This window comes from Flagellimonas sp. (assembly GCF_965233845.1).
Classification (GTDB): Bacteria; Bacteroidota; Bacteroidia; order Flavobacteriales; family Flavobacteriaceae; genus Flagellimonas.
In genome coordinates, this window is sequence record NZ_OZ247584.1 from 2,396,817 (window position 1) to 2,419,424 (window position 22,608).

Annotated in this window: 15 protein-coding genes; 12 read left to right on the forward strand and 3 right to left on the reverse strand. The window is 43.5% G+C overall.

Annotated features, from left to right (window positions below):
- Positions 1–7: 7 nt before the first annotated feature.
- The 5 genes from ACO6S0_RS10570 (at position 8) to ACO6S0_RS10590 (ending at position 7,458) form a co-directional block, all read left to right on the forward strand.
- Positions 8–2,413 (forward strand): 3-hydroxyacyl-CoA dehydrogenase/enoyl-CoA hydratase family protein, encoded by a 2,406-nt coding sequence (locus tag ACO6S0_RS10570; protein ID WP_422348348.1) that lies wholly within the window; start codon positions 8–10, stop codon positions 2,411–2,413.
- Positions 2,414–2,480: 67 nt separating this feature from the next.
- Positions 2,481–3,671: an acetyl-CoA C-acyltransferase gene (locus ACO6S0_RS10575; RefSeq protein ID WP_422348349.1), complete on the forward strand. Its 1,191-nt coding sequence runs from the start codon at positions 2,481–2,483 to the stop codon at positions 3,669–3,671.
- Between the two features lie 38 nt (positions 3,672–3,709).
- Positions 3,710–4,063, forward strand: coding sequence for a four helix bundle protein (locus ACO6S0_RS10580; RefSeq protein ID WP_422348350.1), 354 nt, complete (start codon positions 3,710–3,712; stop codon positions 4,061–4,063).
- A 40-nt stretch (positions 4,064–4,103) separates the two neighbouring features.
- Entirely contained in the window at positions 4,104–5,909 is a 1,806-nt protein-coding gene (locus ACO6S0_RS10585) for an acyl-CoA dehydrogenase family protein (RefSeq protein ID WP_422348351.1), read from the forward strand.
- A 103-nt stretch (positions 5,910–6,012) separates the two neighbouring features.
- On the forward strand, positions 6,013–7,458 hold the full coding sequence (locus tag ACO6S0_RS10590; RefSeq protein ID WP_422348352.1) for a pyridoxal phosphate-dependent decarboxylase family protein: 1,446 nt from the start codon (positions 6,013–6,015) through the stop codon (positions 7,456–7,458).
- On the opposite strand, the gene ACO6S0_RS10595 is transcribed toward ACO6S0_RS10590, so the two are convergent.
- The gene (locus ACO6S0_RS10595) at positions 7,451–9,250 is read right to left on the reverse strand and encodes a glycoside hydrolase family 15 protein (protein WP_422348353.1); all 1,800 of its coding nucleotides are present in this window, start codon (positions 9,248–9,250) and stop codon (positions 7,451–7,453) included. The genes ACO6S0_RS10590 and ACO6S0_RS10595 overlap by 8 nt on opposite strands.
- A 103-nt stretch (positions 9,251–9,353) precedes the next feature.
- Between ACO6S0_RS10595 and ACO6S0_RS10600 the strand changes: the two genes are divergently transcribed.
- The 6 genes from ACO6S0_RS10600 to ACO6S0_RS10625 all read left to right on the forward strand — a co-directional run bounded on the left by ACO6S0_RS10600 (position 9,354) and on the right by ACO6S0_RS10625 (position 17,242).
- The gene (locus ACO6S0_RS10600) at positions 9,354–11,564 is read left to right on the forward strand and encodes a bifunctional alpha,alpha-trehalose-phosphate synthase (UDP-forming)/trehalose-phosphatase (RefSeq protein WP_422348354.1); all 2,211 of its coding nucleotides are present in this window, start codon (positions 9,354–9,356) and stop codon (positions 11,562–11,564) included.
- Positions 11,561–13,090: a nuclear transport factor 2 family protein gene (locus ACO6S0_RS10605; RefSeq protein ID WP_422348355.1), complete on the forward strand. Its 1,530-nt coding sequence runs from the start codon at positions 11,561–11,563 to the stop codon at positions 13,088–13,090. Before ACO6S0_RS10600 ends, ACO6S0_RS10605 begins: the two co-directional genes overlap by 4 nt.
- A gap of 83 nt (positions 13,091–13,173) precedes the next feature.
- Complete coding sequence (locus ACO6S0_RS10610) at positions 13,174–13,677, forward strand: VOC family protein (protein WP_422348356.1); 504 nt, start codon at positions 13,174–13,176, stop codon at positions 13,675–13,677.
- Between the two features lies 1 nt (position 13,678).
- Positions 13,679–15,013, forward strand: coding sequence for a M28 family peptidase (locus ACO6S0_RS10615; RefSeq protein WP_422348357.1), 1,335 nt, complete (start codon positions 13,679–13,681; stop codon positions 15,011–15,013).
- A gap of 36 nt (positions 15,014–15,049) precedes the next feature.
- Positions 15,050–16,666 (forward strand): M1 family metallopeptidase, encoded by a 1,617-nt coding sequence (locus tag ACO6S0_RS10620; protein ID WP_422348358.1) that lies wholly within the window; start codon positions 15,050–15,052, stop codon positions 16,664–16,666.
- A complete protein-coding gene (locus ACO6S0_RS10625) occupies positions 16,667–17,242 on the forward strand; it encodes a YdeI/OmpD-associated family protein (protein WP_422348359.1) in 576 nt (191 codons plus the stop codon).
- A gap of 3 nt (positions 17,243–17,245) precedes the next feature.
- Here ACO6S0_RS10625 and ACO6S0_RS10630 read toward each other — a convergent pair whose 3' ends face one another.
- Complete coding sequence (locus ACO6S0_RS10630; protein ID WP_422348360.1) at positions 17,246–18,502, reverse strand: MFS transporter; 1,257 nt, start codon at positions 18,500–18,502, stop codon at positions 17,246–17,248.
- Between the two features lie 79 nt (positions 18,503–18,581).
- On the reverse strand, positions 18,582–19,052 hold the full coding sequence (locus ACO6S0_RS10635; RefSeq protein WP_422348361.1) for a hypothetical protein: 471 nt from the start codon (positions 19,050–19,052) through the stop codon (positions 18,582–18,584).
- A gap of 234 nt (positions 19,053–19,286) precedes the next feature.
- Here ACO6S0_RS10635 and ACO6S0_RS10640 point away from each other — a divergent pair, with 234 nt between their 5' ends.
- Positions 19,287–22,577 carry an amidohydrolase family protein gene (locus tag ACO6S0_RS10640; protein ID WP_422348362.1) on the forward strand — a complete coding sequence of 1,097 codons (3,291 nt, stop codon included), beginning with the start codon at positions 19,287–19,289 and terminating at the stop codon, positions 22,575–22,577.
- Positions 22,578–22,608 lie beyond the last annotated feature (31 nt).

Below are 22,608 nucleotides of genomic sequence, written 5' to 3' on the forward strand. Positions count from 1 at the left end.
CGCTTACATGAAAAGGCATATCAATAAAGTTGCCGTAATCGGTTCTGGCATCATGGGCAGTGGCATAGCCTGTCACTTTGCCAATATCGGGGTCCAAGTATTATTATTGGATATTGTTCCCCGAGAACTTACCGAGAAGGAAAAAGCCAAGGGTCTCAGCTTGGAGGACAAGGTGGTGCGCAACAGACTGGTGAACGATTCCCTGGCCGCAGCCCTAAAATCAAAACCCTCTCCCATTTACCATCAAAAATTTGCCAATAGAATCGCTACTGGTAATTTGGAAGACGATGTTGCCAAGGTTGCAGACGTGGATTGGATCATTGAAGTAGTGGTGGAGCGCCTCGATATTAAAAAACAGGTGTTTGAAAACCTGGAAAAGTATAGAACGCCCGGCACGTTGATCACATCCAATACCTCGGGTATTCCCATCAAGTTTATGAGTGAAGGAAGGAGTGACGACTTCCAAAAACATTTTTGCGGAACCCATTTTTTCAATCCGGCCAGGTACCTTAAACTGTTTGAGATTATTCCTGGACCAAAAACCTCTATGGAAGTGCTGGATTTCCTTAACGGATATGGGGAGCAATTCCTCGGGAAAACCTCAGTGGTAGCCAAGGACACTCCTGCTTTTATTGGGAATCGCATTGGAATTTTCAGCATTCAAAGTCTCTTCCATGCGGTTAAAGATTTAGGAATGACCGTGGAAGAAGTGGATAAACTTACAGGACCTGTCATTGGCCGACCTAAATCCGCAACTTTCCGAACGGTGGATGTGGTTGGTTTGGACACCTTGGTACATGTGGCCAATGGCATCCATGAAAATTGCAAAGAGGATGAACGTCTCGAGTTATTTCAACTTCCTGACTTCATCAACACCATGGTGGAAAACAAATGGTTGGGGAGCAAAACGGGACAAGGCTTCTATAAAAAAGTAAAGGACGATAAGGGGAAAAGTGAAATCCTCACTTTGGATTTGGACTCCATGGACTATCGGGCTAAGAAAAGTGCCAAGTTCGCTACCCTGGAATTGACAAAGACCATTGATAAGGTGGTAGACCGTTTTTCGGTACTTACTTCTGGGAAGGACAAAGCTGGGGAATTTTACAGAAAGAGTTTTGGAGCCTTGTTCGCCTATGTTTCGCATCGAATTCCAGAAATTTCGGATGAGCTTTATAAAATAGACGATGCCATGAAGGCTGGATTTGGATGGGAACACGGGCCTTTCCAGATTTGGGATGCGGTAGGGTTGGAAAAAGGACTGGAATTCATTAAAGCAGAAGGATTGGAGGCTGCAGCCTGGGTTTCTGAAATGAAAGAAGCTGGTGTTACCTCGTTTTATGCTGTAAAAGACGGTGCTACCTATTTTTATAATATTCCTAAAAAATCAATGGCCAAAGTACCCGGTCAGGATGCTTTTATAATTCTGGATAACATCCGGAAATCCAATGAGGTATTCAAGAACAGTGGGGTGGTCATCGAAGATTTGGGAGATGGCATCTTGAATATCGAATTCCAATCCAAGATGAATACCATTGGCGGGGATGTTTTGGCCGGACTCAACAAAGCGGTTGATTTGGCCGAAAAGGATTTCCAAGGATTGGTGGTAGGAAACCAAGCAGCCAATTTCTCGGTTGGGGCCAATATTGGAATGATCTTTATGATGGCCGTGGAGCAAGAGTATGATGAACTCAATATGGCCATTAAATATTTCCAGGATACCATGATGCGGATGCGATATTCCTCAATTCCGACTATTTCAGCCCCTCACGGCATGTGCTTGGGTGGCGGATGTGAGCTTTCCTTGCACGCGGATAAGATTGTAGCCGCAGCGGAGACCTACATTGGATTGGTGGAGTTTGGCGTTGGGGTCATCCCCGGTGGAGGTGGTTCCAAGGAAATGGCCTTGCGTGCTTCGGACACTTTCCGTAAAAACGATGTGGAATTGAACGTGCTACAAGAGTATTTCCTCACCATTGGAATGGCCAAAGTATCCACTTCGGCCTATGAGGCTTACGATTTGGGAATCATGCAAAAAGGAAAAGATGTAGTGGTTGTCAATAAAGACCGACAAATAGCTACAGCCAAGGCCTATGCCAAGCTAATGGCGGAAGCAGGATATACTCAACCCGTAAAACGCAAGGATGTTAAGGTACTTGGAAAACAGGCTCTGGGTATGTTCTTGGTGGGAACGGATTCCATGGAAGCCGGGCATTATATCTCTGAACATGACAAGAAAATTGCAGATAAATTGGCCTATGTAATGGCCGGAGGGGATTTGTCCGAGGCCAGTTATGTCACCGAACAATATCTTTTGGACTTGGAGCGGGAAGCATTCCTATCCCTCTGTACCGAAAGAAAGACTTTGGAACGTATTCAGCATATGTTGAAAACAGGGAAACCTTTGAGAAACTAGAATCTAGAAAAAAGAGCCAAGACAATTGGTCTTGATTCTTGGCTCTTGCATCTTATATCTATAAAAAATGAAAACAGCATACATAGTTAAAGCATACAGAACAGCAGTGGGAAAGGCTCCCAGAGGTTTGTTTAGGTTTAAAAGACCTGATGAACTGGCAGCGGAAACCATTGAACACATGATGAAAGAGCTGCCCAATCTGGACAAAAAACGTATTGATGACGTCATTGTCGGAAACGCTATGCCAGAAGCGGAACAAGGATTGAACATGGCCCGTTTGATTTCCTTGATGGGATTGAACATTGATGATGTACCCGGGGTTACGGTCAACAGATATTGTGCATCCGGTTTGGAAACCATAGGGATTGCCACCGCCAAAATCCAGTCTGGAATGGCAGATTGTATTATTGCCGGGGGTTCTGAAAGCATGAGCTACATTCCCATGGGTGGATACAAACCCACTCCGGATTATGCCACGGCCAAAGAAGGACATGAAGACTATTATTGGGGCATGGGATTGACTGCCGAAGCAGTGGCCAAGCAATTCAACATATCCAGGGAAGACCAAGACGTATTTGCGTATAGCTCCCACATGAAAGCGCTTAAAGCCCAAGAGGAAAATCGTTTTCAGGATCAAATTGTTCCCATAGAGGTAGAACACACCTTTGTCAATGAAGCAGGAAAAAAGGAAACCAAGTCCTATACGGTAAGTAAGGATGAAGGGCCGCGAAAAGGAACCAACATTCCCACGCTTAATAAGTTACGACCTGTTTTTGCTGCCGGAGGAAGTGTTACGGCAGGAAATTCATCCCAAATGAGTGATGGAGCAGCCTTTGTGATGGTGATGAGTGAGGAAATGGTAAAAGAACTGAATCTGGAGCCCGTTGCCCGTTTGGTCAACTACGCGGCAGCAGGAGTAGAGCCCCGAATTATGGGAATTGGTCCGGTAAAGGCTATTCCAAAAGCGTTAAAACAAGCCGGCTTAAAACAGGATGATGTGGAATTGATTGAGTTGAATGAGGCCTTTGCATCCCAATCGCTTGCTGTAATTCGCGAATTGGGTCTAAATCAAGAAATTGTGAACGTAAATGGCGGCGCAATCGCCTTGGGGCATCCCTTGGGCTGTACAGGGGCCAAGTTATCGGTTCAACTTTTTGATGAAATGCGAAAACGCGGCATGAAAGGAAAATACGGCATGGTGACCATGTGCGTTGGTACCGGACAAGGAGCGGCGGGGATATATGAGTTTTTATCCTAAGAACGTAAGAAAAGAGATTAGAGAAAAGAGACGTTTCAATGAAAAGACATAATTATAAAAAGTTGAGGATTTGGCTGCTTGGATTGGAAATAGCCAATGAAATTTCGGATTTGCTCGTCAATTTCCCCAACCATGAACGATACGATCTAAGTTCTCAAATTAGCAGGTGCTCAATCTCAATGCCAAGCAACATAGCCGAAGGGTCCTCCAGAACAGATAAATCTTTTAAATACTTTATAGATGTCGCTTTGGGATCTTCCTTTGAACTCGGAACACAACTTTTAATTGCAAAACACAGAAATTATATCAACCCTAAAAATTTAAATATCCTTGAAGATAAAATTGAAGAATGGCAAAAAATGACCATGGGATTTCAAAACGGATTGAAATAAGTCTTTCATCTATTTTCTATCTTCTATAATCATAATCAAAATGGAAACAATAAACAAAGACATCCTCCGAGGTGGGCAATTCTTGGTCAAAGAAACCAAATGCGAAGACATATTTACCCTTGAGGACCTCAACGAAGAGCAAAAAATGATGCGGGAAAGCACGAAAGAGTTCGTGGATCGTGAACTCTGGGGCCACTGGGAACGTTTTGAGCAGAAAGACTATGCCTATACCGAAGAAACCATGCGGAAAGCTGGGGAATTGGGCCTGTTGAGCATCGCTGTTCCAGAAGCTTACGGCGGTATGGGAATGGGATTTGTCTCTACCATGTTGGTATGCGATTATATTTCTGGAGCAACGGGTTCCTTTAGTACAGCATTTGGTGCACATACAGGTATTGGCACCATGCCCATCACCTTGTATGGAACTGAGGAACAAAAGCAAAAGTATGTACCCAAGTTAGCGACAGGTGAATGGTTTGGTGCTTACTGTCTAACAGAACCTGGGGCGGGTTCGGATGCCAATTCGGGTAAGACCAAAGCAGTTTTGTCCGAAGACGGGAAATTCTATAGCATTACAGGACAAAAAATGTGGATTTCCAATGCGGGATTCTGTAACGTGTTCATTGTGTTCGCCAGAATTGAGGACGATAAAAACATCACCGGATTCATTGTCGAAAACGACCCAGAAAATGGAATCACCCTGGGAGATGAGGAAAAGAAATTAGGAATTCACTCCTCCTCTACCCGGCAGGTGTTTTTCAACGAAACCAAGGTTCCGGTTGAAAACATGCTTTCCGAAAGAGGAAATGGGTTCAAAATTGCCATGAACGCCTTAAATGTAGGCCGAATCAAGTTGGCTGCCGCATGTTTGGAGGCACAACGTAGGGTATTGAACGAGGCCACAAAATATGCGAATGAACGTGTCCAGTTTAAAACCCCTATTATGAACTTCGGGGCAATCAAGGCCAAGGTGGCGGATATGGCCACCAATGTCTATGCAGATGAATCAGCTTGTTACCGAGCTGCCAAAAATATTGAGGATAGAATTGCCATTAGGGAAACCGAAGGAAACTCACACCAAGAAGCCGAGCTGAAAGGGGTAGAGGAATATGCCATTGAGTGCTCCATCCTAAAAGTGGCGGTTTCGGAACATGTGCAGCACACTACCGATGAAGGTATTCAAATATTTGGCGGAATGGGCTTTAGCGCAGATACTCCTATGGAATCTGCCTGGAGGGATGCCAGAATTTCCAGGATATATGAAGGTACCAACGAGATCAACAGAATGTTGGCCGTGGGCATGTTGGTTAAAAAAGCCATGAAAGGTCATGTGGATTTATTGGGGCCGGCCACCGCTGTTGGTGAGGAGTTGATGGGCATTCCATCTTTCGATACTCCTGATTTCTCCGAACTCTTTTCTGAAGAAAAAGACTTGGTGACTCGCTTGAAAAAGGTCTTTTTGATGATAGCCGGAAGCGCAGTCCAAAAGTATGGGCCAGCGTTGGAGGAACATCAGATGTTATTGATGTCGGCTGCGGATATTTTGATTCAGATTTATTTGGCAGAATCCACTATCTTACGCACGGAGAAAAACGCCAAAAGATTTGGAGAAGATTCCCAAGCGGCGCAAATTGCAATGAGCAAGTTATATTTGTACCGCGCCGTGGATATTATCAATAAAAAAGGAAAGGAAGCGATAGTTTCTTTTGCTGAGGGCGACGAACAACGTATGATGCTCATGGGCCTCAAACGTTTTACGAAATATACAAATCAACCCAATGTCGTGGCACTCCGCACCCTAGTTGCGGACAAGGTTGCAGCGGATAATGGGTATACCTTTGACTAATTCAAATGATGCTGAAACAAAGCTCAATTTGGAACCGCCTCGAAAGGGGCGGTTTTTTTATGGTTTATTTTGACACTTTTGGCAATCCGTATACCTTTATTCCATGGATGAAAAATTGCTGAATACCGTCTACAATTCTGAAAGTTTTAGAAATCAAGGACATACCCTTATTGATCTTTTGGCCAATCACCTGGAGCGGACTTTATCAGGTTCCTCCCCGAAGACTATTCATTGGAAAAATCCAGAAGACGAGCTAGGGTTATGGAAGGATTTTTTGGAACAAGGAAACCTTTCCGATTTCTTTCCCCAGATCCTGCAGCGCACCACCCACACGCACAACCCCAAATATGTGGGGCATCAAGTAGCTGCACCAGCGCCCATCGGTGCGCTTACAGGAATGATCGGTTCCATATTGAACAATGGAATGGCGGTGTACGAGATGGGGATGGCCCCCACGGCCATGGAACGTATGGTGTGCGATTTGTTGGGCGAACGAATCGGCTATGACACAAACTCGCGTGGCATCCTAACATCTGGTGGTACCCTGGCTAATTTAACAGCTCTATTATCAGCAAGAAAGGCCATGGTTGACACTGATGTTTGGAACAATGGACACACCCATAAATTGGGTATCATGGTCAGTGAGGAAGCGCATTACTGCGTGGACAGGGCAGTCAAAATCATGGGGCTGGGCGAAGCCGGTATTATCAAGGTTCCTGTAACCGATACCTACACCATTGACGTGGAAAAATTGGAACCGTACTACCAAGAAGCAAAGAAAAATGGTGTTGAGGTGTTTGCCATAGTGGGAAGTGCTCCGTCCACAGCAACTGGAATTTATGACGATTTGGAAGCCATTGGACAATTTGCAGAAAAACACAACCTATGGTTTCATGTGGACGGTGCCCACGGTGGGGCTGCCATATTCTCCAAGAAATACAAACACCTGCTGTCCGGAATCCAACTTTCGGATTCTGTGGTTATTGACGGACATAAAATGATGATGATGCCCACCATTACCACTGCCTTGATTTTCAAGGAAGGAAAGCATTCACACACCACCTTTACCCAAAAAGCTGATTATTTGCTAACCCATACGGACGAAGAAGACTGGTATAACGGTGGCAAAAGAACTTTTGAATGCACCAAGTCCATGATGAGCTTGCATTGGTTTTTAATGCTCAAAATGTATGGAGAGGAAGCTTTTGATCAAAATGTGACCACACTTTATGATTTGGCCATGGATTTTGAACAGTTGCTAAAGAAAGATGATCACTTTGAACTCGCTTTTGAACCCCAATCCAACATCCTTTGTTTTCGATATCTAGACGATGCGTTGAATCCGGAAGAATTAAACACTTTAAATCAATCTATACGCCAGGTATTACTGGAAGACGGGGAATTCTACTTGGTACAAACAAAATTGCGCGGCATCCATTATTTAAGAACAACCTTGATGAATCCGTTCACCACAACGGAACACCTCTCCCAAATGTTGGAAAAGATTAAATCCGTAGCTGAAAAACTGTTGGCGAAACAGCTTAGCTAATGGATTCCAGAATTTTCTCCTCGCTCTTTTTTCTAGAGAAATTGATGGCGCATTCAATTAAGGCCAAATGGGAATAAGCTTGTGGGAAGTTCCCCAATAAACGTTTGGTCTTGAAGTCAATGTCCTCACTAAACAAACCGAGGTGATTGCTGTAACTCAACAAGCGCTCAAAATGGGCCAAGGCTTTTTCCTCCTCCCCTATTTTGAACAGACTATTGATAAACCAGAAAGTACAAATGGTAAAGGATGAGGACGGCAATCCGAAATCATCTTCATTTTTATAGCGGTACAACAAGCCGTCATTACTTAAATCCTCTTCAATGGCCCGAACAGTGCTCACAAATTTTGGGTCTTTGGCATGAATGAATCCATAGGATTCCATGAGCAGCACAGAGGCATCCAAATCACTGGAACCATAGGATTGCACAAAGGCATTTCTATCAGGATTCCAAGCATGTTCGTGTATATCCTCCTTGATTTCTTGTTCAAGAGTGGTCCACTTTTCAATTTTTCTGGATTTTCCAAAAATTCGTGCCACCTTGATCGCCCTATCCAGGGCCACCCAGCACAACACCTTGGAAAAGGTAAAATGCCTATCCTCCCCACGGAACTCCCAGATTCCCTTATCGGGTTCTCGCCAGTGTTTACTAACAATCCAAACAATTCCCTTGGTGATGCTCCAAAGCTCCTCCCCGTTCTCCATATCGTTGCTAAACTTGACCAACTGCTCATAGATCACATCCATCAAAATGCCATAAATGTCATTCTGCTTTTGCTTGTATGCTGCATTTCCGATGCGTACCGGCTTGGAACCTTTATATCCATCCAGATGGTCCAGTGTTTTTTCAGTTAGGGTCTTCTCCTTGTTAATACCGTACATGATCTGGAGTTTTTCATCCTTGTCCGGCATCAAATCAATAATGAACTGCAAATATCTTTTGGCCGAATTCTTATGTCCAAGTTCAGAAACCACTTTGATCACCATGGAAGCATCCCTGATCCAACAAAACCTATAATCCCAATTTCTTACCTCCCCAATGGTTTCGGGCAAAGAAGTAGTGGCAGCGGCCAATACGGCCCCGGTTTTATCATAGGTCAGCATTTTTAAGGTAATGGCACTACGCATAATTTCATTGTTGAACTGCTTGTAAGTTGGCGTTCTATCCACCCAATCCAACCAATAAATTTTGGTGCGTTCCAGTTCCAGAGACATTTTTTCCGTAGTTGGTTTCAGGATTTTTTCATTATAGCAAATGAGGAAATATCCATCTTCCTTAAGCACAATTTCCTCTCCGTCTATTACCCTGTTCTTGTTGAATGAGGTATAAAGAAAAAGAGTATCAAATTTTTGCTTGTTGGTTAGGCTCACAATGAAATTGGCCTTTACATGGTTGGTGGTATTCCCCTGCGCATATTCCAATCGGGGGTCGTAGTTAACACTAAACCTTGGCGATCCAGAAACGTGTTTGATATACCGAACAATTTCTGGTGGAGCATTGTATTTTCCTGTCAGTTTATGGTACCTCGGCATAAAATCATGAACCTCAAAAGTATTTTCCCCATCGGAATAACGCGTGACCAAAATAGCGGTATTTCTATAGTACTCTTGATGTATTTCGTAATTGTATTTGGTCTTGATTTCAAAACTCCCACCATTCTTATTATCCAAGAGTTTGGCAAAAACTGAAGTGGAATCAAATTGGGGTAGGCAACACCAATCCAGGGAGCCGGTATCGGAAATCAACGCGGCACTTCTACAGTTACCAATTATTCCGTAATTTAGGTTATCCATAGTCAGGATTTAAATTTCTGTTGGTTAGATAATGGTTTTTTTACCTTCTATTAAATCGAAAAAATAGGAATTTTATTACATTTTCATCCTAAAATCACGATTCATGAGTAAAACTATAATTATTTCCAATAGACTACCAGTACAATTGCAAATAAGTGAAGCTGGACTCACCGCTACTCCGAGTGTTGGAGGCTTGGCCACGGGAATGAAATCGGTACACAGTGGGGGCGAAAGCCTATGGATTGGATGGTCTGGACTTACTGAGGAAGACACACCTGCGGACCTTGAATCGGAGATTGATGCAGCTCTTGCCAAACATGGTTGTGCCAAGGTTAACCTTACCGCCAAAGAAATTGATGGTTTCTATTTTGGATTTAGCAATAGGACCATATGGCCCTTGTTCCACTACTTTTTGGAATACACTGAATTTGAGCTCGATTTCTGGAATGTATATAAATCCGTGAACCAAAAATTTGCGGACGCCATCATTGAACAATCCAATGAGGATGACACCATCTGGGTGCACGATTACCAACTGATGTTGGTGCCTCAAATGGTCAGGGAAAAAAGACCCAATACCTCCATTGGATTCTTTTTGCACATTCCGTTCCCTTCTTATGAGATTTTCAGGACCATGCCCTGGAGGGAAGAGGTCCTAGAGGGCCTGCTAGGTTCTGACCTGATTGGTTTCCATACCTATGATTATGAGCGGCATTTTTTAAGTTCTGTACGAAGACTTCTGGGACTTGAGGTGAGTTTTAATGATGTCTATCAAGATCACAGAGTAATCAAAGTGGACTCCTTTCCTATGGGAATCGACTACAAAAAGTTTAGGGATGCGGCCATAGAACATGATAAGAACAGCCAAGATAATCGCTCCGATTTTCAAATTAAATTGGATGACCATAAAGCTTCAGCGCCAGATACCAAACTCATCATATCCATAGACCGATTGGATTACAGTAAAGGAATTGCCAAACGCATTAATGCCTTTGAGTACTTTTTGAACAAGTATCCGCAGTACAAAGAAAAAGTTAGATTGATCATTTTGGCGGTGCCATCACGATCCAACGTACCTCAATATCAGCTCTTAAAAAAGGAAATTGATGAACTGGTGGGTCGCATCAACGGTGAGCTTTCTACAGTTAACTGGACCCCCATTTGGTACTTCTACCGCTCCATGCCCTTTGAAAACCTTATCGACCTCTATACCAGTAGTGATATTGCCTGGTTAACACCTTTGAGGGATGGAATGAATCTGGTAGCCAAAGAGTACATCGCCACCCGAATAGACAAAACTGGGGTCTTGATCTTAAGCGAGATGGCCGGATCTGCCTACGAAATGAACGAGGCACTCCTCATCAACCCGAATAATTTTGAACAACAGGCAGATACCCTAAAACAAGCGATTACCATGCCCAAGGAGGAACAAATGGCTAGGAACATGTTCCTTCAAAACAGATTGGAACGATACAATGTGGAGGTTTGGGCCAATGAATTTATGAACGCCCTCAATCAAAAAAGTGAGGGGGGCGACACCTTTGTGTCCCAAAAAATGTCCAATTCCATCTTGAATCAGATCAGCAAGCAATATGCCAGCTCAAAGAAACGATTGCTGTTCTTGGACTATGATGGAACGCTCACCGGATTCCATAAGGATCCCCAAAAAGCGACCCCTGATGCTGAATTATACAAGCTGCTGGATCAATTGCACAACGACAAGAACACTACGCTGTTTTTAATAAGCGGAAGAGACAAACAAACGTTTACCAAATGGTTCCTGGACAAAAAATACAATATGATCGTGGAACATGGAGTATGGATTTCCACCGGAGGTGAACCCTTCCGCATGCTGGAAAACGTTAAGGGCGAATGGATGGAAAAAATAAAACCGGTATTGGAGTCCTTTGTGGATCGAACACCGGGATCCTTCATTGAAGAAAAAAACTACTCCATGGCTTGGCACTACCGAAATACCGATCCTGACTTTGGCGAAAAAAGGGCCACAGAGCTCAACACCGTGCTTACCAGTCTTATTGGGAACGATGATATTAGCGTGCTCAATGGTAACAAGGTAATGGAAGTTAAAAGTAGCAACGTGAACAAGGGACGGGCTTCTGTACGCATGCTGGGAGAAGATGATTACGACTTTGTTTTTGCCATTGGAGATGATTGGACCGATGAATTCATGTTCCAGGAATTACCGGATTCTGCCGTGACCGTTAAAGTGGGACTCAAAAAAACACAGGCCAAGTACTATGTGGAAAACACCAAACGTGTCCGTGATTTGCTCCACCAACTTGTAGACTCATGACTTTAAGAATTGTCCCCATAATTTTACTCCTTACCTCCTTTCAAAGTATGTTTTCGCAGGCCAATACGGAAGTGTACCTTTTTGATTTAAGCCTGGAAAATGGAAATCCCGTGCTGTCCAATCCCAAAAACATTTCAAACAATCACGGCTATGACAACCAACCCTCTTTTATGGATGATCATACCATTCTATTTTCGGCAACCCGAGCTGATCAAACCGATATCAAGAAATTCAACATAGAAGGCGGAAGCACATCGGAATGGGTGAGCAATACACCAACAGGAAGTGAATATTCTCCTTTAAAAATTCCGAACAAAGAAGCAGTTTCTTCCATTCGGCTGGATTTGGATGGTTTGCAATTGCTTTACGAATATGATTTGAAAACCGGGGAATCCAAGCCCATCTTGCCCAAACAAAAAGTGGGTTATCATGTCTGGTTCAATGAAAATATATTGGTCACTTCTGTTCTGGTTGACAATCGAATGGACCTAGTGGTCAACAATGTTAAGGAAGGCACGCAAAAAACCATAGCCCGAAATGTGGGTCGCTCCTTTCATAAAATTCCCGACACCAACTTGGTCAGTTATGTGAGCAAAGTGAATAACCCTTGGGAAATTCGCTCATTGGATCCCATTAGCGGGCTTACCAAGAAACTAGCGGATATTCCAAATCAAAGTGAGGATATTTGTTGGGTAAACAGGGAAATGCTTTTGACCGGAACTGGAAAATCCATTCTTAAATTCAATGTTGGCTCAGACAAAGAATGGCAATCCGTAATAGACTTTGATCTGGATGAAATCAACAACATCACCCGAATGGCCATCAATCCAAGTGGTAACCGTTTGGCTTTTGTTGCAGAGGTATCTCCAATAAGTGTCATTGACCGGCAAGTGAAGACCTTTAATAATCGGGATCTATTTGGATTTGTTTCCAATTATAGCGAGGATGTTGTGGTAGAGCGATTTCCAAACAAACCCATGTATGTGGGGCGCCAGAAAATGACCGATAGTTATGATCGCTTCTATCAAAACACCAAAGAAGCCAAGGTGGAAGTAGTCAAGCGCATCAGAATTGGAAATACCGTGATAGATGAGGAAATCACCTTGGTTGATGGGAGAAAAGGGCATCAAGTGGCTCTCTATGAGGTGAAAAATGGGTTCATCACCTCCATGCGGTTTATATTTCCTGATCGGGAGACCAATGATACCGAGGCGGTGGTACAATCCCAATTGGACGCCTATAATGCCAGGGATATAGATGCTTTTATGGCAACCTATTCGGATGATATTGAACTCTTCAACTTTCCAAACGAGTCATTTATGAAAGGAAAAACAAAAATGAAAGCCCGTTATGAAGAGTTTTTCAAATCCACTCCCGATCTCCACTGTCAAATCAAAAACCGTATGGTCATCGGCAACAAAGTGATTGACGAAGAGTATATAACAGGTACCAAATCCAGTTTTAGTGCAGCAGCAATTTATGAAGTGGATGATGGAAAAATCACTAAGGTTACCTTTATCCGGTAAGGGCCATCGTATTAGCTAGACCAACATTTAGAAAATTCCTTAGCTTTTGTTACATTCACAACTCATTTTTAAAATCCCAACCCATGAGATTATCCTTCTTTCTTGGACTGCTTTCCTTCATTTATCTAAATCCAATCATGGCCCAAACTGAATTCGACAAACCCTATATTTCCATTGGAGTGGTGGTAACGGATTTGGAGGCATCCTTGGACTTCTACACCAATGTTATTGGGATGAAAGAATTGGGAGAATTCTCCGTGACCGATGAAATGGGAGAGAAAACAGGATTGACCGGAGGAATAGCTTTTGATGTCAAAGTCTTAAAACTCTATGACGCCCCCAATGCAACAGAGTATAAATTGATGTCTTTTGGCAACGAAAAAAATGAGGGGGAAAAGCATATTCAAGATCGGAATGGAATGCGATACATCACCATATTTTATAAGTCCCTGGATGCCGTAATACAAAGATTGGAAGACAATAACATTACATTCTTGAACCAAAAATCAACCACCATTCCCGATGGGAGGAGATTTATACTGGTGCAAGACCCGGACGGAACTTTTATTGAACTGATTGGAAACTAAAATGAAAAAAAAATACATCCTTCTAATTGCGTTTTTAGGTGCTACCGTTGTTTTTTCGCAAACAGACACAAGGCTTTATGACATTATCAATTCGGTATCCGCTGAAAGGATAAAACAAGACGTGACCACATTAGCCAATTTTGGCACCCGACATACGTTGAGTGATACCGTTTCGCAAACCCGCGGCATTGGAGCAGCAAGACGATGGATCAAATCCGAATTTGAAAAAACATCAGCCTCCTGCAATGGGTGTCTGGAAGTGTTCTATCAAAAAAACCTGGTTAAAAAAGAGGAAGGTCCACGAATTGTCAAAGATGTCTGGGTGGTCAATGTGGTGGCCATTCAGCGCGGCACCAAGTATCCAAATAGGTATATCATCATGAGCGGGGATATTGATTCCCGTGTCAGTGACCCTAACAACTATACTTCGGACTCTCCCGGTGCCAACGATAATGCCAGTGGAATGGCCGGAACTTTGGAAGCAGCCAGGGTACTCTCCAACTATCAATTTGAGAACAGTATTATGTATGTGGGACTATCCGGGGAAGAACAAGGACTATTTGGAGGTAAGGGTTTGGCAAACCATGCCAAGGAAAAAGGATGGGAGATCATTGGTATCATGAACAACGACATGATTGGAAATATAACCGGGGTTGACGGTGTGGTAAGCAATCGTGACTTCCGTATCTTCTCCGAACCCGTTCCCCCTACAGAAACTGAAAAACAGCGGAGAGCTAGACGATTTTACGGGGGTGAAGTGGATGGCATTTCCAGGCAACTGGCGCGCTACGTCCACAAGACCACCCAAACCTACATGCCAGAAATGAACCCCATCATGGTATATCGGTTAGATCGATTTGGTAGAGGGGGTCACCACAGACCTTTTAACGACGTTGGTTTTGCCGGAATCAGGATAATGGAAGCTCATGAGAACTACACCCAGCAACATCAAGACATAAGACTAGAGAACGGGATAGCCTATGGCGATGTGTTGGAACATGTCAACTTTGATTATGCCAAAAAGCTTACCGCGGTCAATGCCATTAATTTGGCGTCAATAGCTTGGGCTCCCCCAGCCCCAACAACATTAGAAATTGGGGGAATTGTAGAGCCTTCGGCCAAGCTTAAATGGAGCAAGGTGGATGGTGCTGTGGGTTATAAAATCTATTGGAGGGACACCACCTCCCCTACTTGGGACAACCACAAATTTGTTGGGAATGTCACCGAATTTGTCCTGGACGGCATTGTTGTTGATAATTTCTTTTTTGGGATAGCTGCGGTTGGAGCAGATGGGCATGAGAGCCCAGTAGTGTTTCCCAATAAAGTATTCAGATAGGCTAAGACCTTTAAAAATCATACTAAACGTATTGGAATGAAAAATAAAATTGTATTAAGTGTAATGCTTTTGGGAATAATGACAGGCGTATCCGCCCAAATGTTCACCCAACTGGACACCCTAAGGGGTAGTATTACCCCAGAAAGGGAATGGTGGGATGTGAGTTATTACGACCTAAACCTTAAGGTAGACCCCGAGGCAGAGTATATTTCGGGCTTCAATCGTATTAGGTACAAGGTTCTCAAAGAGGCAGATGTTATCCAAATTGACCTGCAGCGACCTTTACAAATTAACGAGGTAACCCAGGACAATCAACCCTTGGAGTTTACCTCCATTGGCCCTGCCCACTTTATCAAACTAAAAAAGAAACAACGCAAAGGGGATTACAACGAACTTAAGGTCGTTTATTCCGGGGAACCAAGAAAAGCCGTCCGCGCACCCTGGGATGGAGGGTTTTCATGGAGTAGGGATGATAACAACCTGCCATTTGCCGCTACCTCATGCCAGGGCTTGGGTGCCAGCGTTTGGTGGCCCAATAAGGATCATATGTACGATGAAGTGGATAGCATGCGCATTAGTGTGGATGTTCCCAAGAACTTAATGAATGTTTCCAATGGTAGGCTGATAGACACCAGTGAAGGTGATACGACCAAAAATTTTACCTGGTTTGTTTCCAATCCCATTAACAACTACTGCGTGAACGTGAACATTGGGGATTATGTCCATTTTGGAGAACAATACGAAGGTGAAAAGGGTGCTTTGGATGTGGATTATTATGTGCTTCGGGATAATTTGGACAAGGCAAAAGAGCAATTCAAGCAAACCTCCATGATGCTGGAAGCCTTTGAACATTGGTTTGGCCCCTACCCTTTTTATGAGGACAGTTTTAAGCTGGTGGAGGTACCTTATTTGGGTATGGAACACCAAAGTTCCGTAACCTATGGCAATAAATATCAAAATGGGTATCTGGGTCGCGACCTTTCCGGTTCTGGCTGGGGATTAAAATTTGATTTTATCATCATCCATGAAGGTGGACATGAGTGGTTTGCCAACAATATCACCTACAAGGATATTGCCGATATGTGGATTCATGAGGCTTTTACCGCCTATTCGGAAAATCTCTATTTGGACTATCATTACGGCACCAAAGCCTCTGAAGAGTATGTTATTGGAACCCGAAAAAACATCAGAAACGACAGACCCATCATTGGTCCCTATAATGTAAATAAATCAGGCTCTGGGGACATGTACTACAAGGGAGCAAATATGTTGCACACCTTGCGGCAACTGTTGGAAGATGATAAGCTCTGGAGAGCAATTTTAAGGGGATTGAACGAGGAGTTTTACCATCAAACCGTTACCACGGAGCAAATTGAAAACTATATCAGCAAGAAAACCAAAAAAGACTTATCCGCTTTTTTCAACCAATATCTAAGAACTACAATGATACCCAAATTGGAGTACAAACAAGATGGGGATACGTTGCGTTATAGATATGTGGACATTGTTGAGGATTTTGACATGCCCATTCGCCTTTTTGTTGATGGTAAGGAGCAGTGGATTTACCCCAATTCGGAATGGAAAACGGAAAAATTGAAAGGTGCCACCTTGGTCTTTGATGAGAACTTTTATGTAGAGACCAAACAAATTTAAATGAAGGAAATTCCCGAACATTACTTTAAAAATGATATCGAGTGGCGGAAATGGCTTCACGATCATCACAATTCCTCTGCTGGAATTTATCTGATTCTGTATAAGGTAGATCATCACATGGAAAGTATGCGGTGGGAGGAAGCTGTGCGCGTTGCCCTATGTTATGGATGGATTGACAGCACGGTAAAAAGTCTGGGAGATGGTAAGCGCAGGCAATACTTTTGCCCCAGAAAACCCAAAAGTGTATGGAGCAAGGTCAACAAGGATCACATAGAAGAATTGATGGCCAATGACCAAATGCACCAAAGTGGTTTGGAGTCTATTCAAATAGCTAAGGAAAATGGCTCGTGGATAGCTTTGGATGATGTGGAAAACTGTGTGGTTCCTCCCGATTTACAAAAAGCTTTCAATAGAAACAAAAAGGCATTTTCCAACTTTGAAAGTTTTACCCGATCGCAAAAAAAGAGTTACCTCTATTGGTTAAACCAAGCCAAAAGGGAAGAAACCCGGCAAAAGCGGATTGTAGAAATCATTGATGGATGCAAAAAGAACATTAAGTCCAGAAACAGTAGATAAAACCTAACCCTCCTTTCCGTACAACCTATGGTAGACGATTGCTGCGAGTCCACCTAGCATGGAAAAACCAGTGAGCATCCAAAACACGTTTTGATGCCCAAGTTCTTCTCCCTTATGCGCATCGAGCAAGATTCCGTACGCTGGCCCAGCAAAGATATCGGGGGTATATCCTATTAAGGAAATGAGCCCAACAGCGGTCCCTGTCAACATCAATGGGATTTTGCCTTTCTGCATCACCCCAAAGTACAGTGCCCTTGCCGCATAGATCCCTGCGGCCACAATCACTACGGACATAAAAAACAAGGACGTGGTTGAAGGTCCAATAATTCCTGAACCAAATAGAATCCCACCTAAAATACAGGCCCCAAAACTATACACCAACCACAGGGTGATTCTAAAACGGTCTACCAATAGTCCCACCAAAACCCCAATTGTTGGCCTTAAAAACTGGAAAAAGGTTCCTGTTTGGGCCGCTTTTACCTCATTGTACAACATCACTTCGTTGGCATATTGCGATATAATATCCGTAATCTTATAGCCTACATAGGCACAAAGAATAATAATCATCAGCAACCAAACCGAGGGAATTTGCAGTACCTCCCCAATTTCCTTTTTAGAAATACGGTCGGCCAGAATTTCCCGCTCGTCCGTTCCAGATTTCAGAAAAACCCAAACCAAGACTCCTATAATAGCTATGATTGCACTGGAGGTATACACAATATATTGAAAAGCTTCTCTCCGTTCCCCAAGGGAGCTGTTATCCACTTCATCACCCAAAAAAAATGAGAAGATGAACACGCCCAACAGACCAAATAGGGCTCCCGTGAGTCCGCGTCCCCCGTCCAGGAGTCCAAACGCCTTTCCCTGCGCAGAATCCCCGCCCCACACCCGCGTTGCTTTGATCATAGGTGCCCAAAACAAAAAAATGGTGGTAAAACCCCAATAACCATATAATACTTGCAATTGATTAAAGCTCGGATAAGTAACAAAAAACAGGCCTCCCAAGGCGGTCATCCATAAAGCAATGGCAATTAATTTTCGCGGAGGATATTTATCGGCCAAAGGCCCCCCAAACAAGTAAGAAATCAAGGCTACGATCCCATAAACCGAAAAGCATAGACCTAGTTGGGTATTGTCCAATTGAAATACATCCAGGATGGTACTTCTAAAAATCCGAGGAAGTACAAAGGGAAGAATAAAAACCGCTTCTCCAGCCAGAATCAGCAAAGTAAGATAATACCAAGGGGCTTTTTTATCCATTCGCTATAAATATAGCCAAAAATCCAAGCTTTAAACCTTGTGAACATCTTCCCGTTAGGTTATCTCAGAGATAACTACACTATTGAATTACCAACTGTTCCCAATTCTTGATATCTCCATCGATTATAATTGTTCTGTTCTTCTTAGCAACGGTGGAAACACCTCCAATAACGGATCCCAAAAAAGCTCCTACAATGGAGAAACCTACCATGTTTTCTGAAGTGGAAGTCACAAAAAATCCCTCTTCCTCGCCAAGAGCAAGACCAAAAACTGCTCCGGTAGCAGCCCCAAAAAGAGCTCCCAGACCCACATTATGCCCCCCTGCCCTTTTCAATTTTATCTTTTCAATATTGTTGAAGGGAATTTCCGTGGTCTTTTTTCCTTTCAAAAGCACCAACCCGTTTGAAGACCAGGACACTACAAAACCTTTTGCTATTTTGGTTCCCTGCAAATCAAAAACCCGTACAAAAAGATTTTCAGTATCCAGAGGTTCTTGGGCAAACACAGTTGTTTCCACTAACAACATCCCGAGGATGATGAGTTTTTTCATTGGAATCGGATTTAAAGGTTAATTACCGCTTTAGGGGAACAGGAATTTCAATAGCAACCAATTAAAATTGAGCAAATTACTTCAGAATTCCTAATATCCCTGTAGAATGTCCAACGATAAGTGGGGATAATCCAGCGTATGGGTATCAAAAAAACCAAATGCAATGCCATTAACAAGCCTTTAAGAAAACCACTCTTCGTTTTTGGTATCTTTAGCTGACTAATTGAACCTATAATGAAATACTTCTACGTTGCACTGGTGTTCCTAGCATCGGTAAGCCTGCATGCCCAAGAAAAAGACAAAAAAGATGACGCCAAATGGGATGTTTCCAATCCCAAGGGGGACTTCAATTTCCAAGATCACCAGTTTACTACAGACGAAGGCACCTGGATGAATTTGGATGTGAGCCCGGATGGTTCCCAAATTGTCTTTGATTTATTGGGTGATATCTATTCTATGCCAATTTCTGGTGGGAAAGCTAAACTTTTAAGAGGTGGAATCCCTTTTGAGGTGCAACCGAGATTTAGTCCGGATGGCTCTAAAATTTCCTTTACCAGCGATGCAGGAGGCGGGGATAATATTTGGGTGATGGACGCTGATGGCTCTGACGCCAAGCAGGTCACCAAAGAAAGTTTCAGGTTGCTGAACAATTCGTATTGGATGCCTAATGGTCATTATCTGGTGGCACGTAAGCATTTTACTTCCCAACGTTCCCTTGGTGCAGGCGAAATTTGGCAATATCATATCACAGGAGGAACCGGGCTACAACTTACCAAACGTAAAAACGATCAGCAGGACGTCAACGAACCCTGTGTTTCTCCTGATGGCAGATACCTATACTACAGCGAGGATGTTTATCCTGGGGGATTCTTTCAATACAACAAGGATCCCAACAAACAGATCTATGTAATAAAACGCTATGATTTTGAATCTGGAAAAACCGTTACGGTAACCGGAGGCCCTGGTGGGGCAGCCAGACCCCAAGTGTCCCCAGATGGCAAGCTGCTCGCTTTTGTAAAACGTGTACGCACCAAAAGTGTACTATATCTGCATGACCTCGAGACTGGTGAGGAATGGCCTATTTTGGATTCATTGAACAAAGACCAACAAGAGGCCTGGGCCATTTTTGGGGTATACCCCAACTTTAATTGGATGCCCAATAACCAAGAAATTGTTTTTTGGAACAAAGGAAAAATCCATAGAATCAATATTGAGACCCAAGAGGTTGTCAATATCCCATTTAGTGTAGATGCCAATATAAAGATTGCCGAAACCCTTAGGGTGGATTCCCCAGTTGCTCCTGACCAGTTCACCGCCAAGGTGATTCGCCATGCGGTGACCTCCCCCGACCAAAAAACATTGGTTTTTAATGCCCTTGGGCACCTATGGACCAAGAAGCTGCCCAACGGAAAGCCCAAACGCTTAACCAAGGGAACGGATTTTGAGTTTGAACCCACTTTTGCTCCGGATGGAAAGACCATAGCCTATGTTACCTGGAATGATGAAAATCTGGGAGCGATATACAAGATATCCTCCTCTGGAGGAACGCCCGTAAAACTCAGTTCGGAAAAAGGCATTTACCGCACCCCTTCGTTTAGCTTGGATGGGCGTAAAATCACATATCGAAAAGAGCCCGGCAACAATGACCAAGGACGAAGCTTTGCCAAGAAAACAGGTATCTACTCCATCAATGCAGATGGTTCTAACCCCAATTGGGTGGTAAATGAAGGTGAATATCCAACCTTCAGTAAAGATGGAAAACGTATTTTCTACCAAACCGGGGGAATGTTTTTTGGAAGCCTGACAAAGGAGCTTAAGTCGGTAAATCTAAATGGCAAGGACAAAAAAACACATGTCAAATCCAAATATGCCAACCGTCTGGTACCCAGCCCTGACAATAAATGGATTGCCTTTACCAACTTACATAAAGCTTATATAGCACCTTTGGTGCTCAATGGAAAGGAAATTGATTTGGACAACAATTCCAAATCTGTTCCAGTTTCACAGATTTCCAAGGATGCAGGCATCAACTTGCATTGGTCCAGTGACAGCAAAAGAATCTTCTGGACCTTGGGCGAAGAGTATTTCGCGAACGATATCAAAGACCGCTATACCTTTTTACCCGGGTCACCTGAAAAGACCGCTAAAATGGATAGTATTGGAACCAAAATCGGTTTGGTTACCAAAACCCATAAACCTTCAGGCAGAATCGCGTTCACTAACGCTCGAATCCTAACCATGGAAGGGGACGAAATCATTGAAAATGGCACCATCGTCATAAACGAAAATAAAATTGAATATTTAGGCAAGTCAGATGAAATTAATGTGCCTTCCAATGCAAAAGTATTTGATGCTACTGGAAAGACCATCATGCCTGGAATTGTGGATGCACATGCCCATATTGGCGGTTTTCGATATGGACTGACCACTCAAAAACATTGGCAGTTGTATGCAAATTTGGCCTTTGGAGTAACCACTTCCCATGACCCCTCGGCCAATACAGAGTCCGTTTTTGCCATGTCCGAATTGATTAAAAATGGGAATATGGTAGGGCCTCGCTTGTATTCTACAGGTATCATCTTGTATGGCGCCGATGGGGATTTCAAGGCCGTGATCAACAATCTTGACGATGCCCGTTCTGCCATCAGAAGAACCAAGGCCTTTGGGGCCAAGTCGGTGAAAAGCTATAACCAACCCAGAAGGGACCAGCGGCAGCAGGTGATGCAAGCCGCACGGGAATTGGGTATCAACGTAGTACCCGAAGGTGGTTCTACTTTCTACCACAACATGACCATGATCATGGACGGCCATACTGGAATAGAACACAATATCCCGGTTGCCCCGGTTTATAAAGATGTGGTGGAACTCTGGAAAACCAGTGGATCAGGGTATACCCCTACCCTTGTGGTCAACTATGGAGGAATGAATGGAGAGTATTATTTCTATCAGAAAGACAAGATATGGGAGAACGGAAAACTCTTGAAATATACCCCAAGAGGTTTGGTTGATTCCCGATCCAGGTACCGAACCATGATTCCGGATGAGGAATATGAAAATGGTCATATACTGGTTTCCAAAACTGCTACGGCCCTGGCCAATGAAGGCGTCAAGGTTAATTTGGGTGCCCACGGGCAATTGCAGGGTCTTGGTGCCCATTGGGAACTTTGGCTATTGCACCAAGGTGGACTTACCAACATGCAAACGCTGCAGGCAGCTACCATTAATGGGGCCAGGTACATTGGTGCCGGAAATGATATAGGTTCCTTAAAAGTGGGGAAACTTGCAGATTTGATTGTTTTAGACAAAAACCCCCTGGAGGACATCCGAAACACGGAATCAGTGAAATACACCATGGTCAATGGTCGTCTCTTTGATACGGAAACCATGGATGAAATTGGAAATACGGAGCTAAACCGAAGCCAGTTTTGGTGGGAAAACAATAAATACAATGCTGCTTTCCCTTGGCATGAAGAAGCCCAAAGCTTCACACGCCCAGGCTGTGGTTGTCATATTGGGCACAACTAACCGCCTCGTCCCAGGGGCCTAAACAACACTG

Coding starts and splice junctions, on each gene's coding strand:
- ACO6S0_RS10640 (WP_422348362.1), top strand. CDS start 19,287: ATGAAATACTTCTACGTTGCACTGGTGTTCCTAGCATCGGTAAGCCTG.
- ACO6S0_RS10575 (WP_422348349.1), top strand. CDS start 2,481: ATGAAAACAGCATACATAGTTAAAGCATACAGAACAGCAGTGGGAAAG.
- ACO6S0_RS10590 (WP_422348352.1), top strand. CDS start 6,013: ATGGATGAAAAATTGCTGAATACCGTCTACAATTCTGAAAGTTTTAGA.
- ACO6S0_RS10620 (WP_422348358.1), top strand. CDS start 15,050: ATGAAAAATAAAATTGTATTAAGTGTAATGCTTTTGGGAATAATGACA.
- ACO6S0_RS10635 (WP_422348361.1), bottom strand. CDS start 19,052: ATGAAAAAACTCATCATCCTCGGGATGTTGTTAGTGGAAACAACTGTG.
- ACO6S0_RS10610 (WP_422348356.1), top strand. CDS start 13,174: ATGAGATTATCCTTCTTTCTTGGACTGCTTTCCTTCATTTATCTAAAT.
- ACO6S0_RS10600 (WP_422348354.1), top strand. CDS start 9,354: ATGAGTAAAACTATAATTATTTCCAATAGACTACCAGTACAATTGCAA.
- ACO6S0_RS10570 (WP_422348348.1), top strand. CDS start 8: ATGAAAAGGCATATCAATAAAGTTGCCGTAATCGGTTCTGGCATCATG.
- ACO6S0_RS10580 (WP_422348350.1), top strand. CDS start 3,710: ATGAAAAGACATAATTATAAAAAGTTGAGGATTTGGCTGCTTGGATTG.
- ACO6S0_RS10595 (WP_422348353.1), bottom strand. CDS start 9,250: ATGGATAACCTAAATTACGGAATAATTGGTAACTGTAGAAGTGCCGCG.
- ACO6S0_RS10615 (WP_422348357.1), top strand. CDS start 13,679: ATGAAAAAAAAATACATCCTTCTAATTGCGTTTTTAGGTGCTACCGTT.
- ACO6S0_RS10625 (WP_422348359.1), top strand. CDS start 16,667: ATGAAGGAAATTCCCGAACATTACTTTAAAAATGATATCGAGTGGCGG.
- ACO6S0_RS10605 (WP_422348355.1), top strand. CDS start 11,561: ATGACTTTAAGAATTGTCCCCATAATTTTACTCCTTACCTCCTTTCAA.
- ACO6S0_RS10585 (WP_422348351.1), top strand. CDS start 4,104: ATGGAAACAATAAACAAAGACATCCTCCGAGGTGGGCAATTCTTGGTC.
- ACO6S0_RS10630 (WP_422348360.1), bottom strand. CDS start 18,502: ATGGATAAAAAAGCCCCTTGGTATTATCTTACTTTGCTGATTCTGGCT.